At 55.3% G+C, this 16281-nt stretch carries 20 protein-coding genes; 12 read left to right on the forward strand and 8 right to left on the reverse strand.

All coding sequences use genetic code 11. The features are described from left to right. The first annotated feature begins 119 nt into the window (after window positions 1-119). Complete coding sequence (locus J2I48_RS04890; RefSeq protein WP_207334283.1) at window positions 120-2138, forward strand: CPBP family glutamic-type intramembrane protease; 2019 nt, start codon at window positions 120-122, stop codon at window positions 2136-2138. 80 nt (window positions 2139-2218) lie between these two features. On the opposite strand, the gene J2I48_RS04895 is transcribed toward J2I48_RS04890, so the two are convergent. Then, window positions 2219-3142 (reverse strand): aspartate carbamoyltransferase catalytic subunit, encoded by a 924-nt coding sequence (locus tag J2I48_RS04895; protein WP_207334284.1) that lies wholly within the window; start codon window positions 3140-3142, stop codon window positions 2219-2221. 187 nt (window positions 3143-3329) lie between these two features. Further along, complete coding sequence (locus tag J2I48_RS04900; protein ID WP_207334285.1) at window positions 3330-4856, reverse strand: alpha-amylase family glycosyl hydrolase; 1527 nt, start codon at window positions 4854-4856, stop codon at window positions 3330-3332. Window positions 4857-4975: 119 nt separating this feature from the next. On the opposite strand from J2I48_RS04900, the gene J2I48_RS04905 reads away from it, so the two are divergent. The 4 genes from J2I48_RS04905 (at window position 4976) to J2I48_RS04920 (ending at window position 8617) form a co-directional block, all read left to right on the forward strand. Further along, window positions 4976-6352: a glutamine synthetase family protein gene (locus J2I48_RS04905; protein ID WP_207334286.1), complete on the forward strand. Its 1377-nt coding sequence runs from the start codon at window positions 4976-4978 to the stop codon at window positions 6350-6352. Between the two features lie 106 nt (window positions 6353-6458). Then, complete coding sequence (locus tag J2I48_RS04910; RefSeq protein ID WP_207334287.1) at window positions 6459-7508, forward strand: aminoglycoside phosphotransferase/kinase family protein; 1050 nt, start codon at window positions 6459-6461, stop codon at window positions 7506-7508. 39 nt (window positions 7509-7547) lie between these two features. Continuing rightward, window positions 7548-8126: a MarC family protein gene (locus tag J2I48_RS04915; protein ID WP_207334288.1), complete on the forward strand. Its 579-nt coding sequence runs from the start codon at window positions 7548-7550 to the stop codon at window positions 8124-8126. Between the two features lie 17 nt (window positions 8127-8143). After that, the gene (locus J2I48_RS04920; protein WP_207334289.1) at window positions 8144-8617 is read left to right on the forward strand and encodes a pyrophosphohydrolase domain-containing protein; all 474 of its coding nucleotides are present in this window, start codon (window positions 8144-8146) and stop codon (window positions 8615-8617) included. Here the strand turns inward: J2I48_RS04920 and J2I48_RS04925 are convergent, their stop codons facing one another. The 5 genes from J2I48_RS04925 to J2I48_RS04945 all read right to left on the reverse strand — a co-directional run bounded on the left by J2I48_RS04925 (window position 8618) and on the right by J2I48_RS04945 (window position 13687). Beyond that, the gene (locus J2I48_RS04925; protein WP_207334290.1) at window positions 8618-10693 is read right to left on the reverse strand and encodes a thioredoxin domain-containing protein; all 2076 of its coding nucleotides are present in this window, start codon (window positions 10691-10693) and stop codon (window positions 8618-8620) included. A gap of 103 nt (window positions 10694-10796) precedes the next feature. Next, window positions 10797-12425: a T9SS type A sorting domain-containing protein gene (locus J2I48_RS04930; protein WP_207334291.1), complete on the reverse strand. Its 1629-nt coding sequence runs from the start codon at window positions 12423-12425 to the stop codon at window positions 10797-10799. Further along, entirely contained in the window at window positions 12422-12886 is a 465-nt protein-coding gene (locus tag J2I48_RS04935) for a type II toxin-antitoxin system VapC family toxin (RefSeq protein ID WP_207334292.1), read from the reverse strand. Before J2I48_RS04935 ends, J2I48_RS04930 begins: the two co-directional genes overlap by 4 nt. Window positions 12887-12892: 6 nt before the next feature. Then, window positions 12893-13063, reverse strand: a complete 171-nt coding sequence (locus tag J2I48_RS04940; RefSeq protein WP_207334293.1) for a hypothetical protein — start codon at window positions 13061-13063, stop codon at window positions 12893-12895. Window positions 13064-13243: 180 nt separating this feature from the next. Beyond that, window positions 13244-13687 (reverse strand): helix-turn-helix domain-containing protein, encoded by a 444-nt coding sequence (locus tag J2I48_RS04945; protein WP_207334294.1) that lies wholly within the window; start codon window positions 13685-13687, stop codon window positions 13244-13246. A gap of 183 nt (window positions 13688-13870) precedes the next feature. Between J2I48_RS04945 and J2I48_RS04950 the strand changes: the two genes are divergently transcribed. Continuing rightward, the gene (locus J2I48_RS04950) at window positions 13871-14152 is read left to right on the forward strand and encodes a hypothetical protein (protein WP_207334295.1); all 282 of its coding nucleotides are present in this window, start codon (window positions 13871-13873) and stop codon (window positions 14150-14152) included. Here the strand turns inward: J2I48_RS04950 and J2I48_RS04955 are convergent. Further along, a complete protein-coding gene (locus J2I48_RS04955; RefSeq protein ID WP_207334296.1) occupies window positions 14108-14431 on the reverse strand; it encodes an HNH endonuclease signature motif containing protein in 324 nt (107 codons plus the stop codon). The two genes, J2I48_RS04950 and J2I48_RS04955, sit on opposite strands and share 45 nt — an antisense overlap. Before the next feature lie 121 nt (window positions 14432-14552). Here J2I48_RS04955 and J2I48_RS04960 point away from each other — a divergent pair, with 121 nt between their 5' ends. From J2I48_RS04960 to J2I48_RS04985, 6 genes are read left to right on the forward strand one after another with little or no spacing between them, the layout of a single operon-like run. Continuing rightward, window positions 14553-14846, forward strand: a complete 294-nt coding sequence (locus J2I48_RS04960; RefSeq protein ID WP_207334297.1) for a hypothetical protein — start codon at window positions 14553-14555, stop codon at window positions 14844-14846. Continuing rightward, a complete protein-coding gene (locus J2I48_RS04965; protein WP_207334298.1) occupies window positions 14843-15070 on the forward strand; it encodes a hypothetical protein in 228 nt (75 codons plus the stop codon). The genes J2I48_RS04960 and J2I48_RS04965 overlap by 4 nt, the downstream gene beginning before the upstream one ends. Continuing rightward, entirely contained in the window at window positions 15051-15194 is a 144-nt protein-coding gene (locus J2I48_RS04970) for a hypothetical protein (RefSeq protein ID WP_207334299.1), read from the forward strand. The genes J2I48_RS04965 and J2I48_RS04970 overlap by 20 nt, the downstream gene beginning before the upstream one ends. Further along, window positions 15187-15540 carry a hypothetical protein gene (locus tag J2I48_RS04975; RefSeq protein ID WP_207334300.1) on the forward strand — a complete coding sequence of 118 codons (354 nt, stop codon included), beginning with the start codon at window positions 15187-15189 and terminating at the stop codon, window positions 15538-15540. The genes J2I48_RS04970 and J2I48_RS04975 overlap by 8 nt, the downstream gene beginning before the upstream one ends. A gap of 27 nt (window positions 15541-15567) precedes the next feature. Then, window positions 15568-15939 carry a hypothetical protein gene (locus J2I48_RS04980; RefSeq protein ID WP_207334301.1) on the forward strand — a complete coding sequence of 124 codons (372 nt, stop codon included), beginning with the start codon at window positions 15568-15570 and terminating at the stop codon, window positions 15937-15939. Between the two features lie 2 nt (window positions 15940-15941). Then, window positions 15942-16268, forward strand: a complete 327-nt coding sequence (locus tag J2I48_RS04985) for a hypothetical protein (protein WP_207334302.1) — start codon at window positions 15942-15944, stop codon at window positions 16266-16268. The last annotated feature ends 13 nt before the right edge of the window (window positions 16269-16281 follow it).

Consider the following 16281-nt stretch of genomic DNA (forward strand, 5'->3'; position numbering starts at 1 on the left):
TCGCCCCGATTTAGGCAGTTTATCCCACAAATGGGTAGTGCATCCCAATGGGTTGTGCAGAGGGCGTGGCCCCATCACCTTTGCTGTCAGTCATCGCTTAATAAACTGACTGAACCGCCATGAACCGCCTCCTTCCTGCCGCCACCCGCGCCGCATTTGGTGCCGTAAACTGGTCCGCCGTTGTCTGCTTTTACGCTCTTGCCTGCGCTATCTCATTTGCGTTGCGGAACGTGCCCAACCCCACCGAAAGCTGGCTGCCCTATCACACCATCTTTACCTTCGGACTTGGCCCGATTGGAGCGGCCTTGATCTGCCGCCATTTCTTCCCGTCTGTAGCCCTGACCGTGTCGGTGCTGGGTACGTCGCCGGGGCGGACGTTGCTCTTTGTTGGTCTGCCGTTCTGGTTGGGGTGTCTGTTTGGCGTAGCCAACAAACGTGGTATCGACCCGCATCTTTTCGGCGGGCTGGTCATGCTATCGGGCGTGCTGTATGGCATCGTGGAAGAGGCAGGCTGGCGGGGATTTCTGCATAACGCGCTGCGCCCGCTACCAACGTCCTGGCGGGTGGGCATCACGGCCCCGCTCTGGTTGGGATGGCACTTCACGATTATGACTGATCTGAAAGGGGTATTTGAGCATGGGGTATTTGGGTCTGCACCAGTTTGGGCTATCGTTTTGGTGTTCATACTAGGATCGTGGGGATTGGGCAACGCCGCCGAGCGCACCCGTTCAGTGTTGGTGGCAGCCTGTCTGCACGATGTCATGATCATAAAACTCACGGCCCAGCCCGTTGCAATGAGTTTATTGGCAACGGGCTGGGCCTGGATGCTCTGGCGGTGGCATCAGGAGCTTCTGCCCACGTTTTGGACAAAAACCAAACAGGTTGGATTGGGCGTTAGCTTACTACTAACCGGATTCTCAGCCCTGGCCCAGCCCGCCACGCCGATGCCCAAGCAGGAAATTAATCTGCAACAAGGCGTACCCGATTTCCCTTTGTTCGATAAGGCGTTTTACGACAACCAACTGTTTCTGTTAGGCGAGGTTCACGGCTATCAGAAACCGCAACAGGTCGATTTGGCCCTGCTGAAACACCTGAATCAGCGTGTGGGCGTTCGGTATTACATCGCCGAAGTAGACCCGACCAAAGCCTATTACCTGAACCAATACTTACAAACGGGTAATGACAGCACGTTGCGGCTCGTGTTCCGGTCATGGGTTGCCAATCAGGCGCAGTGGGGCAACCGCGATTTCTACCGGAAAATTCAGGCTATCCGGGCGTATAACCAGACCCTGCGCCAAGCTAAACGCATTCGGTTTGTGGGTATCGATGCGGTGCAGGACCGGGCGTTGGTGGCGCAGCAACTGCTGGAATTAACCGCCAATAACGGCCCCGCCCGCAACCTGCCCCTGCGCGATTCCATCGTGGCGGTGTTGACAGCCTACCCCAAACGTCCCGACAGTCTTGCCGCCCCTTTCGCCGAGCAATGGATGGCCAACCTAGTTACATATCCGCCTGACTACAAGGTTGTTGGTACAGAAAACATAGCTGAATTACAAGCTACGCTTACGGGTTTGGTGTACCGAAAAACTATCAAAAGTCGCGAGAAAACCATCTTCGCTAATTTCCGGGAGGCCATCGGTCGGTTGAAGCTTGGCAATGAAAAGTTATATGGCTTCTGGGGGTTCTACCACGTCTTGCAGGGCGTACCCAAAGGCAGTGGTAAACCCTTCGCCACACTGGTCAATGAATCTGCCCTGCCGATGCACGGCAAAGTAGTATCGTTGGTATGCCGGTACGTGGATAGTTACTCCATGCTGCCGACGCAGTACCTGCCGCCGTTCTGGCAAGATAAAGGCAAAGCATTCACCCGCATTGACAAGTTCAACGACAACGGCGAGATGATGAAGGTGAGCGGCATCGACAGCCTAATCGCCCAAAGTCGCCCCAATACCACGACGTTGTTTAAACTCACTGACACCGAGGCAGGGCGGCAGCCTCCCCACGTTACCTACTCACCCTTTATGCCCAAAGAGCAGCAACTCAACTTCAACCCCGCCTCACCCACGACCGACTATTTTCAGTACATCGTCCTGATCCGAAATTCGGACATGACGGAGCCAATGGAAATTAAGAATTAAGAATGCAGAATTAAGAATGAGTCGGCTTAATTATATAGGAGTGTCAGCCCATTCTTAATTCTGCATTCTTAATTCTTAATTTACTTTTCCTGCGCCAGCAGATACAACACCGCCATGCGGACGGCGACACCGTTTTCTACCTGGTCGAGGATGATGCTGTGGGGGGAGTCGGCGGCATCGGAGGTGAGTTCTACGCCGCGGTTGATGGGGCCGGGGTGCATGAGCACAATGGGCCGGTCAAGCTCGTCGAGCATCTGGCGGCTGATGCCATAGTAGAGGCTGTACTCGCGCAGGCTGGGGAAGTATTTGATCTGCTGCCGCTCCAGCTGAATGCGCAGTACGTTGGCTACGTCGCACCAGGCCAGAGCCTCGCGCACGTCGTGGCCAATGCGCACACCCAGCGCAGCCATATGTTTGGGAATGAGCGTGGTAGGGCCGCACACCATCACGTCGGCACCCTGTTTTTGCAGGCAAAAAATGTTCGACAGCGCCACCCGCGAATGGGTAATGTCGCCGATGATGGCGATGCGTTTTCCGGCGAGGTTACCCAGTTTTTCACGCATCGAAAACGAGTCGAGCAGGGCTTGGGTAGGGTGTTCGTGGGTGCCATCGCCGGCGTTGATTACGTTGGCCGGAATGCGGCTGGCCAGGTAATGCGGCGCACCGGGACTGCTGTGGCGCATCACGATCATGTCCACTTTCATGGCCAGGATATTGTTAACCGTGTCGAGCAGCGTCTCGCCTTTTTTCACCGAACTGCCTGATGCCGAGAAGTTTACTACGTCGGCCGACAGGCGCTTTTCGGCCAGTTCAAACGATAGTCGGGTGCGGGTGGAGTTCTCGAAAAAAACGTTGGCAATGGTGATGTCGCGCAGCGAAGGTACCTTCTTGATAGGCCGGTTGATGACCTCTTTAAACTGAGTAGCCGTCTCCAGAATAAGCTGGATGTCGGTCTGGGTCAGGTCTTTAATGCCAAGCAGGTGGCGCGTACTGAGTTGCGGCATGGGGCGCAGCGAGGGCGACGATTTGGCAAATATAGGGAAAAGGAGGAGGAAAGGAGCGGTCCGCCGTCGCGGAAGGCAGGAGCGGAGGAACGGAATGGCTGATGCAAAATCAACTACGCTGGCGTCAGCTATACCTTTCCTCCGTTCCTGCCTTCCGCGACGGCGGACCGCTCCTTTCCTCCTCCTTTTATGTCATCACCACACACCCATACCCCGGCACGCGCACGCCAGCATCCAATACGCGTGCACCGGTAGTTGTGGAGAAAATGAGCTGCCGATAACCTGCCTCGTCGGGTGAGAAAACTACGTCGATGGGTTGGGCCGAGAGGTTATGCAGCACCAGTATCCGCGCCCCACCTGTCGACTGTCGCCCGAAGGCCACGATGCCCCGCTGCCGTATGCCCGTGAGCACAAGCCGACTGCGATTGTCGTTGAGTATGGCATGGCCATTCCGAAACGCGATGAGCCGTTTATAATGCGAATAGAGCGAGTGGGGGTCGTTTTGTTGCTGCGCCAGTGGCCGCACCGTGCGGCTGGTACTGTAGCGGGCCGGGCGACCTGCCCCAAGGCGGGCGCGGTGGGAATCCTGTTTGCCCATGTCCCAGAGGAACGGTTCGCGGATGTACTCGTCGGGTTTCAGGCCCAGCATCCCGATCTCTTCGCCGTAATAGAGATACGGGTTACCCGGCAGGGTCAGCAGCAGGTTAGCCGCCACTTTCAGCTTGTCGATGTTGCCGTTGAGCAGGCTGCCAATGCGGTTCTGGTCGTGGTTCGACAGAATCAGAGCATCGATGAAATCGGGATTAGCGGTGGCGTAGGCAGCGTGGGTATCGGCCAGAAACGACATCAGGTCGCCCGAATCGGTGCTCCGGTTGATGGCCGTTTCCAGTTCCAGCGCCAGATCGAAATTGAAATTGGCCTGCAATCCACGGAAGTACGGGGCCACGCGGTCGGGGCGGGTCCAGACTTCGCCCACGAGGTAGGCACCGGGTTTGGCCACCTGCACCACCTGCCCGAATTCTTCCCAGAACTGGTGATTCTTAGGCTCCTCACTTTCCCGATACAAATGTCGCGCTGCGTCGAGCCGAAAGCCATCTACGCCGACCTCCGTCAGCCAATACCGGGCAATTTTATACACTTCCTCGCGCAGGGGCCGATGGTCGAAATTCAGGTCGGGCATACCGCTCCAGAACATGCCATAATACTTTTCCGTGGCGGGGTTTTTGGTATCGTCGCCCAGCGCATAATGCCACGGGCTACGTTCGCCTGAATCAGCGGTGATGTCGCGGGTAGCGAGCTTGCGGCGGGTGATTTCGGCAGGAGGCAGCCACTTATAAAACGCCCGGTAGGGGTTGTCAGGACCTTTTTTAGCTTCCAGAAACCACGGGTGCCGGATGCTGGTGTGGTGAATGACCAGGTCCATGAGTACGGCAATACCCCGGTTGTGCGCTTCGCTCACCAGTCGCCGAAAGTCATCCAGCGTGCCGTATTCGGGGTCGATGCCGTAGAAGTCGGTAATGTCGTATTTGTGGTAAGTAGGCGAGGGGTTGATGGGCATGAACCATATGGCCCGGATGCCGAGGTCGTGGAGGTAATCGAGCTTGCTGGTAACGCCATTCAAATCACCAATACCATCGCCGTTACTATCATAAAACGACCGCACAAAAATTTCGTAATGGACACCCGTGGTGCCGGTAGGTGTAAGAGAAAACATGGGGGCAAAGGTAGTTTTCAGTCTTTTGTTTACTGTCTTCTGTTGGCTTGCGCGAGAGAATTGCTTGCGCAAGCCAACAGAAGACAGTAAACAAAAGACTGAAAACTACCTTTGCCCCCATGGACGCTCCTCAACTGCTGGCCCAATTTGATGAACAGGGCACTACTGCTATCCAATTCGCCTTCGCCGACATCGACGGGGTGCTGCGAGGTAAGGTGATCAGCCTCGACAAGTTCCGGGCGGGACTGGCCGATGGTTATGGCTTCTGCGACGTGGTCTTCGGCTGGGATAGCGCCGACGCCGCCTACGACAACGCTACCCTCACCGGCTGGCATACTGGTTACCCCGACCGCCCTGTACGCATCGACCTCAGCACCTTCCGCGAAAAGCCCTGGGCCGATAGCAAGCCGTTTTTTCTGGCCGATTTTTCGTCAGCCACCAACACTGTTAGTGACCTGGTGTCTTGCCCGCGGTCGTTGATGAAACGGGTGGCCGGCCAGGCCGACAGCATGGGATACCGGGCCGAAATGGCGCAGGAATTCGAGTGGTTCACGTTTCAGGAAACGCCCCAAACGCTGCAACAGAAGGGTTTTCGAGACCTTGTTCCCCTTACGCCGGGCATGTTTGGTTACTCGATTCTGCGCCCCGCTCTGGCCCAGGCTTTCACCGATGATTTGTTCAACCTGCTCACCCGGTTTGGTATCCCTATTGAAGGCCTGCACACCGAAACCGGGCCGGGTGTGTATGAAGCGGCCATTCACCACGACTCCGCCCTCCGCGCTGCCGACAAGGCGATTTTGTTTAAAACGGCGGTGAAAGAAATTGCCTATAAGCACGGACTGGTGGCTTCCTTCATGGCCAAATGGAACGCCGATCTGCCCGGTTGCAGTGGCCATATTCACCAAAGCCTCTGGACCCCAACCGGTGCTGCTGACGGGGTGAAAAACCTATTCTACGACGCCACCCAACCCAATAACCTAAGTACCCTGGCCCACCAGTATATTGCCGGGCAACTGCACTGCCTGCCTCATATTTTGCCCATGTACGCCCCCACCATCAACAGCTATAAACGGCTGGTAGAAGGTGCCTGGGCACCCACCACGCTTACCTGGGGGTTCGACAACCGGACCGTGGCCATGCGCGTGCTGAACCATGCCGAGGCCTACACCCGCGTGGAAATGCGCGTGCCGGGTGCCGACACCAACCCCTATCTGGCCATGAGCGCGGCTCTGGCGTCGGGCCTCTACGGCATCCGGCACAAGCTGGAACTGACCACGCCCCCAACCACCGGCAACGGCTACGAAAACACCACTAACGGTAGCATTGCCCCCAACCTCCGCCATGCCACCGACCTCATGCGCACCTCGCCCGTTGCCGCTGAACTATTCGGCGCGGGCTTCGTTACTCATTTCTGCCAAACCCGCGACTGGGAGCACCGCCAGTATGCCCGCCAGGTAGGCGACTGGGAACTCCGGCGGTACTTTGAGATAGTTTAAAAACGAGTTCAATGTCTAAAGTCTAATGTTTAAAGTCGCTCCACCAAGTAGAGCAGTTCGCTTAGGCGAAGCCACTTTAGACATCAGACTTTAGACATCCTTCCCAATGACCTTCATCAATTATCCAATCATCATCAGGCAGGCGTGGGCGGCGTTTGATCCGAGCCGGTCGGTGCAGGAAGTAGACGACATCAGCGCCCTGGTCTCGACCAACCACGTCTTCCGCATAACCCTCGACGGGGGCGACCGCGTCATTGCCAAGCTGTCTTTTTTTGGGAAATTCGAGCAGTTCAAAGACGACCACCGCATCATTCACGCCCTGGCCAACAACCTGCTTTACCCCTTCGAGAACGTGCTGGCCAAGTCGCTGATGAAAAACGGGCAGGTGTTTATTTACCGCCATCAGGATGGCCCCGTAGATGCCTGGGTGGTGTTTTACAACCCCATCCGCACCCTCGACCGCCTGCCCCGCCGCCTCGACGAAACGGATATCCGCAGGCTCGGTGCCGAAATGGCCCGCTTCCATCTGGCCTGTGCGCGGGCGTCGTCGGTGCTGCCCAAATATGCCAAAACGTTGCGCTCCGACATTCAGGGGCTGCTCGACCTGTTGAACACCGAAGCCGGACAGGCCGAGCACCACGCCCATGCCGACGTTATCCGGCATCACTGCCAGTTGTTTCTCGAAAACCGACAAAAGCTAGTAGCCAAAACCGTGGAGACCATGCCCGTTTTCGTTGACTGGAACATTGGCAATTTCTCCGTCACCGACGACCTGAAACTGTTTTCGCGCTGGGATTACGACTGGTTCCGCATCAGCTACCGGGTACTGGACTTCTACTTTTTCAGCCGTGTCTGCTCCGACGCCGGCGACCGGACCGTTTTTTCGTACTACATAGGCCCGCTGGCCGAAGAGCGCTTTGGCTGGTTTTTGGAAGAGTATCACCAGATTTATCCCCTCACCGAGCGCGAAATCCGCTTTTTGCCCGAAGCGTATCGGTTCTTTATTCTTAACTACGTGATCAAATACGGTCGCTACTTTTTCAATGATACCTACGCCGCCCAGCTTCAACACGACGCCTACACGATCCACCTGCCCTCTATCGAACACTTCAGCGTTGACCCCATTTTGGCAAGACTAGGCTTAAACACGGCTTAACCGATCTGTCTATTCACCACTACACCTACACTAGCCGCCATGTTTATTTTTAAAGAAGTAATCTCCGTTACGCTTATTTTATTTTCCGTTATCGATATACTTGGTTCTTTGCCAGTGTTAATTGATTTACGAAAAAAAGTAGGCAAAATTGAGGCTGAACGAGCCACGTTTGCATCGGGATTATTAATGATTACGTTCCTATTTTTGGGCGAACGTATTTTGAAATTATTTGGTGTCGATGTGGCTTCGTTTGCCGTAGCGGGTGCCCTGATTATTTTTCTGATTGGCCTGGAAATGATTTTGGGACGTACCATTTTCAAATCGGAACTCGAAGCCGACGGGGCCGCCCACATTGTGCCCATCGCGTTTCCGCTTATTGCCGGGGCGGGTACACTGACCACGTTGATTTCACTGCGGGCTGAATATCAGACGGTTAATATACTAGTTGGCATTGTCCTGAACCTGGTACTGATCTATGTTGTCCTGAAATCGTCGGAGTGGCTGGAAGACCGAATTGGCCCCGGCGGACTGAATGTACTCCGCAAAATATTTGGTATTATCCTGCTGGCTATTGCCATTAAATTGATTAAGACGAATCTACTCCCCGCTAATTTTTGACCGTATTTTTACTATTTATGACTTCACCCGATGCTCTCAATGCGGTGGCCGAATTTCATCGCACGTTTCACGCCCCCGTACTCGATACACCCCAAATTCCTTCCGCAGCCCGTTGCGGTTTGCGCGTGGCTTTATTAACCGAAGAACTTGAAGAATTACGCGTGGCTATTGCCGATAATAACCTGGTCGAAATTGCAGATGCCCTCTGCGATTTACAGTATGTACTGGCTGGGGCCGTGCTTGAATTTGGCCTGGGCGATTCGTTCAAAATGCTCTTCGACGAAGTGCAGCGGTCAAATATGAGCAAGGCGTGCCTGACGGTTGAGGAGGCCGAAGCCACCGTGGCGCTATATACGGGCAAGGGCGTACCCTGCCACTACGTCGAATCGGAAGGCAAGTACCTCGTCTTCCGCGACGCCGACCGCAAAACCCTCAAAAGCGTCAACTATTCCCCCGCTGATTTAGTCAGCATCATCAACGCGACGGTATAGTCACGAAACCTGTTCCCACATGGCCGACACGCTAGTGACGGGCAGGCGGCAGGCGCGGTTGTAGCAGACGTAGAGGGCCGTTTGGCCGTCTATAGGTGTGCGGTGTTCGAGTAGGGGCAGGGCGCTCTTGCTCTCAGTTCCGGCCAGCACTTTGTTCGGAAAGAAGCGGGCATCGATCTCCTGCCGGAATGCCTGCGCACCTGGCCCCACCAGGGCAATTTCGGCCGTGGGCCGCACCCGCATCGTATACAGCGCGGCCCAATTCGAGAGATCGTATACCTGCCCTTCCAGCAACGCCTGAATGTGACCCAGCATCTGATCCACCCGCTCGGCATACTGCGGTCGGTTAAGCAATAGGCTGAGGGTGAATAGGTTATGCGCCATCATGGAGTTCGAAGCGGGAATTACATTGTCGAATACCTCTTTCTTGCGAGCTATCAGTTCCTCGCCCGATTTGTCGGTGAAGAAGAACAGCGGACTATCCTTTTTCTCGTCGGCAGTGGGGTTCACATCATCGAAATGCAGGAACACGTATTGCGCCAGCCGGTCAGCTTCGGTAAGCCAGTCTTCGTTGAATGTGGCCTGATAAAGGGCCAGGTAGCCATCGATTACGGCGGCGTAGTCTTCCAGAAAACCGAGTTGTTTGGCGCGTCCAGGCATGTTATTCGGGGCCATTTTGTAGCTATGCCACAGCCGCCCGCCATTGCGCGAGTCGGTCAGTTTTTGACGGATGAAAAACGCCAGTCGCAGGGCCGTTTGCAGAAAATCGGGTTCGTTAAACACACGATAGGCCGTTACTAATCCCTTCAGGGCCAAGCCATTCCACGAACAGAGCATCTTGTCGTCCAGACCGGGGCGGATGCGCTTGTCGCGCTCGGCCATGAGCTTTTGGTGGGCATCGGCCAGTTTCCGGGCTAGTTCGTCGGCCGTCCATCCCATCTGATCGGCGAAGGCGGGGTTGGTTTCGGTCCGGTGTAGAATATTCGTCCGCCCATGACCGTGCCCAATGTCCCAGTTCCCCTCATCGGTGATCGTATACAGCTGCTCGAACCACTCGAAATCATCACCTAAAATAGTCTGTAATTCCTGAGCTGACCAGGTGTAGAATTTACCCTCAATTCTCTCACTATCAGCGTCTAAGGCCGAATAGAAGCCACCTTCGGGGCTGAGCAGTTCGCGCTCCACAAACCGGACCGTGCCGTAGACCGTGTCGCGATAGAGTGCGTTTCCGGTTAGGGTATAGGCCTCGCTGTAGAGCGTTAGCAACTGCGCATTGTCGTAGAGCATCTTCTCGAAATGCGGCGCAAACCAGTGCCGATCTGTCGAATACCGCGCAAAGCCACCGCCAATCTGATCATAGATGCCGCCCAGCGCCATGCGGTTTAGGGTGAGCGTCAGCTGGTTATAGGCCGAGGCATCGCCGGTGAGGTCGGCGTAGCGAAGCAGAAACCCATAGATCGACGGCATCGGAAACTTGGGTGCCCGGCCCGTGCCGCCGTCTTCCGTATCGAAGCGCGTGGCCAGTTTTCGGTACATGGTCTCAACAGTTTCCAGCGCAAAGATCGGGTCGCCATTCGTCAGGTTAAACCGCGCCAGTTCCGACGTATTCAAATGCTCGGCAAACCCCTCTGCCGACTGCTGAAGCTGATCGCGGTTGTTATCGAACGCTTCGCGCACGCCACCCAGCAGGTTGAACCAGTTTTGGGCAGGGGCGTAGGTGAGGCCGTAGAAGGGTTTGGCGTCGGGCATGAGAAACACGTTGAGCGGCCATCCGCCCTGCACGCCCATGGCCTGCACGGCTTCCATGTAGATGGCATCAACGTCGGGCCGCTCTTCGCGGTCTACTTTAATACACACGAACAGTTCGTTCATACGCTGCGCAACCCGCTCATTTTCAAATGATTCGCGCTCCATTACGTGGCACCAGTGGCAGGCCGAATAGCCAATGCTTACCAGAATGGGCTTGTCTTCCTCGATGGCTTTTTGCAGGGCTTCGTCCCCCCACGCATACCAGTCGACGGGGTTGTGGGCATGTTGAAGCAGGTATGGGCTGGTTTCGTTGGCGAGTCTGTTCATGGGGAAGGGAGGGGAGTTTAATGTTCAATGTCTAAAGTCTAAGGTTGCTCCGCCCATGTCTGACGGAGCAACCTTAGACTTTAGACATTGAACATTAAACTCATTATTCAACTATAATCTGTTTCGTTACCCCTCCGCTGCGGATGAGGTACAGTCCGGCGGGGAGGGTGCTTATATCAAGGCGAAGCGGTCCCGAAATGTTCGGAATCTGACGCAAAATCCGCCCTTGGATGTCTATTAGCGCGACTGGATCGGATTGTTTCGTCTCGACGATGATCTCGTTTCGAGCGGGGTTAGGGTATATATTCAGGTCGGGTAGGGTAGGGGTTTCGGTAGTCAGCAGGCTCAGGTCATACTGGCAGAGGGCAATTTCGCGGCCCGTGAGGGTAATACTGCCCTGCCAACTTTTGTACGAAATAGGAAGCGTAGTGGTCTGACCGTCAGTCGCATAGGGATTATGCGCTGCCACCAGCAGCTTGTTCTGATTAAACACGCCCCGCCAGACTGGCTTGCGGGCGTCCATCAGATCGCGTGCGGGCGTTTCGATCACCAGCTCATAATTACCCGCAAACTGCCCGTTGAACTGCGACAGGCGGTAAAGGCCGTGAATGAAGTGTTCATAGGCGGCGTGAACGTCCTGCCGCGTGGTAGCCAGGTTGAGCTGATCCCAGAACCAAAGTCCCTTGGCCCCCGAAAAAAACGGAAAAATAGCCGTGGCTTCGGCCATGTTGGCCGGGATAAAGTTGGGGTTATTGCCGCAGCAGTCGTGGAACCGCATCCAGACAAACGGGATCACCGGCTTTTGGCTCCACGCCCGGTTAGCTTCGACCTGAAACAGCGAGTAGGCCAAAAAATCGGGGGCCAGCGGGTTAGGGTAATCGTAGTAGTAATAGCTCGACGGACTCAGAAAATCGAGTTGGTTGTAGAACGGTCCACCGGAGCGCAGGCCAGTGCTGTCGGCGGTCAGGAAGTTCAGCCGGGCGGGGTTAGTGGTCCAGTCGGTCCAGGCATTAGCCACCACGTTGGCGTAGGCGTTGCGGATGGGTACGTCGCTGTAGGTGCTTAGTTTTGTGCGCGTCAAGTCTGCTTTTTCGCGGAGAAATTGCAGCCCCAGGGCATACAGCGCGGTCATGTCTTTTTTGTATTGCCGCAAAAAATCGGTATCTGAGAGGCTGCGGTAGGCGGTGGGCGTGGCTGTGTTTTGCTTTAGCCGCAGAATCGCCGCGTCGGTTTCCAGCACCCGTTCCAGGTCCACCATCAGGATGTCAGCGGGGAGCACAAACTGTCCGGCGGCGTTGGTCTGTCCACCCGATTGCTCCCGCAACCAGGCCGTCCATTTCGCCCGATAAAGGCCCAGATCGTTGCCCCAGGGGCTTTCCAGGGTCTCCCATGGCTGATTCAGGCCGTACACAAAGCCGGAGTACTCCAGTGCCCGCTGCCCCCGCTGAACGTTCTCGGCCTGGCGGGGCTGGGTGAGGTGGGTGGACCCATGCGAAAGCGGCCCGCCCGTGTCGCCATCAAGTCGGGGGCCGCCGTAGATGAGCGTGAACGAGCCGGGCAGGGAAAACGCGGGGAACTTGCTCCACTCCACCCGGTTAGGCACACTCACGGGCGTAAACGGCACCCGCTCAGCGCAACGCGGCTGCGCCAACGCCACAGCAGGCAGCCAAGTTATAAGCAACAGCGTGGGCCAGCGAAAAGCAATGGCTTGAAAACTTACAGCTGCTTTCATTTCCAGAGCACGTTCAATCCCAGTGATTTGTAGAAAGGAAATAGCGAATCGGGTGAAACTATTTGTAGTTGACCAGTCAACGCATGAGCGATTAACATGCGGTCGAAGGTGTCTTTGTGCAAGGCCTTCTTTATTCCTGTCACAGACTCTCCATTTATGGTTTTTTCGTAGAGTGTATCAACAGACTGATATGCGAAGCTGCTGAGGTATTCGAGTGCATCCCATTGGATTGGCAGGAGTGTAAGGCCATGCACTCGTATAGCTTTCTTGAAGTAACGTTCAAAGTTGATTGAAACCTGAAATTTTCCGTCCCGCACATGATTGCCCAATTCCCATAGACTAACTACTGATAAATAAACTGCGTCGGCACGATCAATCTCAAGGCGTGACTTGAGAGGAATTTTTAGTGGATCCGTTAGTAGAAAATCAAATGTGATTGTGTCTAGTAGGAGCTTACTCATCAGGCGTTAGTTGGTCTCACCAGCCGACATCATATCTTCATCCCATTGAGTGGGATCGTGGTGAACGATGTACTTTTTCATTGGTGTGTTTAAGAGCACACGCTGGGACTTTCGTTTGCCCACTTGGGGCAGTTTTACAGATTTGTCCGAAGTGGGAGTTTTAGTGATCTGCGCCATAGTGAACTTCTGAATGTAATAAATCAAATATACAACCGCATTGGGGGACTTCAAAACCTTACTGAGCTAGTAAAATTGCCTAAACAGCCCAACAAAAAGCCCCGCCAACAAGGTTAGCGGGGCTGGGGCAGAGAGAGAGGGACTCATACCCCCTATAGAAACCAGTTCATTACCAGCATGTTACGAGAGGTTCGTAACCGCACGTGGGCGCTGACGTGGCCAAATGTCGGGAAAAATGCCCGAATCGGGTGTATTCACGTCAGGCTGGGACGCCACGCGCTTTATCTTTTTTCGTAGTTCGACGAAGGCTTTGTGCAACTGGGTCAACAAGTCTTCCTTGCGCTCGAGTTCTTCTTTAAGCTCATCGACCTCCGCCGCCAGGCTGTGGTTATCGGTGAACATATCACCGACACCAAGGATCAACCAGTTAGTGTTGACCTTATACCGTTTAGCCAGCTTTTCAGCTACGTAGAAGCCAGGGTTGGCCGTGTGCCCCTGCTCAATTTTTCTGAGGACCGGCAATGGTATGTCGGCTTCCTCCGCCGTTTGCGAACACGTAACACCTAGCTTTTGCCGCAAGAGCTTCAGCCGGTATCCGAGGTCTGATGAGATGATTTGTTCCATGTTAGAAAGAAAGAAGAGATAGTAAAAAAAATACAGGCAAAATTAGGAAGTAATAAATAATTACTACTATCATTGCATCAACAATGACGCAAATAACGCCTCCAGGGTTCCCCACGAAAGCCCGCCAGTAGGCTAAACGGTCATTAAACTGAGTGAACGCACAATTTCACCGCTATCCATTTTATGCAAAATAACGATTCTGGTAGTGAAAAGCCAGATCGAAGTCAACCGCGTAGGGATGATTTAATCCTCACGGTACGGATTGACGACAATTCGATCAAAGTAAAAGCCGAAGTGGTTTTATCCCCCTACCATAACATGGAAGCGGCCAATCAGATTGTTCAGCGGCTGGCTGATGAGTTCCGTCAGCACGTTGATGTGGCCATTCCGCCAGCTAATCCCTACGTGTGGCGTGAGGACCTACTTCCGCTTTCGGGCGGGCTTGAGCAAGCGGCTAACGGGTAATGGGTCAACCGACTCGATACCAAAGGGATAGGTAGCGCCTTTTTGCCGGTTGGTTTTCCAGTGGGTGGGTTGCAGGTTCCGAATGTTGTTGGAACCGCCCTTGCTGAGTGGCTTGCGGTGGTCGATCTCCCAACCCATCTCCCATGGTTTGCCGTGATGGGGCCAATAGATCAACGTGCCGTAGGCATCCAACCGGTGCAGATCGGGATTTTTACCAGGAATGGGTTCACCTTTTTGAAATACGCGCCAGGCAAGTGGCTTCTTTTCTTTCAACGTCATTGGGGGTATGTGGTGTTCAGTGAGAAGTATGATTGTCAGAGATCACTTCAAACTTACCCACTACCCCCGATACTACCAACCTAAGAGAAATGCTTACTAACAGTAGTTCAATGACCGGCTCATGAATGATGTATTGACCGCCGTGGCCGCATTGCTCATGAATTTTAATTGGCTGGAAAGCCTGTTGCTAGCTGCCTATGTGTGGTCGGGTATTCAATTGCCCAGGGTGGGCTATTCGGAGACCTACCGTATGGATCATGGCCAACCAGATAAGGTTCTTGAGTGGTCTGCGTCAGTGGCGCCCATGATGGGGTTTGGCGTCTGCAACCAACGCAGTGACGCATTAGGCTACCGGGAGACGTGTTTTTTACTGGGCTGCTTTGTTTTTCACATCCGCAGAAGTACCCATGCATGAACAGACTGAATCGAGATATAGACCGCCTGTTTGGCGACGTGCTGCTGTTGATGGGCCAGGTGATCACCAAAACCCTGGAACACTACCAGGCCGCGCAAGCGGCCAAACTCAAGCCTCGTTTTACCCCATCGGATGCCGCCGTAACCGACGTGCAGGCCGACCCACTACCAACCCCATCTACCCAACCAGTGAGCACCAATACCAATGAACGAAAACCAGCCTGACACCCTGCACGACGTGGCGTTGGTGGCCCTGCTGCTGCTGCTGCTGATGGTACCCATTCTGCCCCTGCTGATCTGGGCTAACAACCTCATTACCTGGCTTTTCCGCCCCCGCCGCCATGCCTAGCAAGCCCACCAACAGCTTTGATTTTCCCATGCTCGACCTGGGCGACGTGGTGCAGCAACGCGCCTACGTAGACCGGTTCACCGCCGCCGTGGCCGCTGCGCACCAGGTGCCGCTGGTGGGCAACGACTGCACGGTGCAGCCCCGCCCGGCCATGTTCGTCTACGTGCCGCTGATCCCCTTGAAATACAGCGCCGAACCCGGTGACATTGCCGCCTTCGTGGGTGCCCAGGGCCTGGATCTGGCCGATATGGCCAAGTATCTGGTGGGCTACCATTATGACTTCGCCACCGAGCTGGCCATGCACCTGACCGCCGCCCTCTGCGCGGTACCCGACCCTTACCGGTAGTTCCTGCACCAACCCCCCCAACGCTATATGGAAGCCCCCCCCCTTGCCCCCCTCCACCTGAGTAACGAGTCTGACTGCCTGACCTACATCGACGGCATCAACGCCGCCCTGGGCCGCGCCGCCAATGCCCAGGCCTACTACCCCGCCGAACCTAAGCTGGCCAATGCCGGCGTGAAGTCACTCGTCTACGTTGACCTGGCTGACCTGCCCGATCAGCAGCCGGGTAGTGAGAACCACAACTACCTGCTCACCATCCAGTCTCTCGGTGTCAACAAGTTGGCCTACGCCCTGGTGAACGAAAGCCCCGCCTTTGCCGACGCGCTGATGGTGGCCATTGGCACCCTGCTCATGGCCCAGGGCCAAACCGACGTCATTCCCCGCGACCACCTCACCGACTAGCCATGACTGACGCCCAACAAAAAGCCATGATGCTGGCCCTGAGCGAGGCCATTCAGGTCAATGTGCCGACCGTTATTCACTCGTTTCAGCCGCAGATGCAGACCCGCATGGCCCATTTCGCCATCGTGGCCACCGTCGAAAACGCCCCTACGCCCGGCACGTCGGGCTGCATGGTGGCCCTCAACAACATCAGCCCGGAGCAACTGGCCTTCGGGCTGGTGAGTAGCCTGCCCCGCCCCTACATCCAAGCGCTGGTGGCCTCCATCACCATGCAGCTGGCCGACGACGATGCCGACACCGCCGCGTTTACGCGATTCTCCGACAACTGATGCCGCTCACTAA

The sequence above is a fragment of the Fibrella aquatilis genome, assembly GCF_017353255.1.
In the GTDB taxonomy this organism is placed as follows: Bacteria; Bacteroidota; Bacteroidia; order Cytophagales; family Spirosomataceae; genus Fibrella; species Fibrella aquatilis.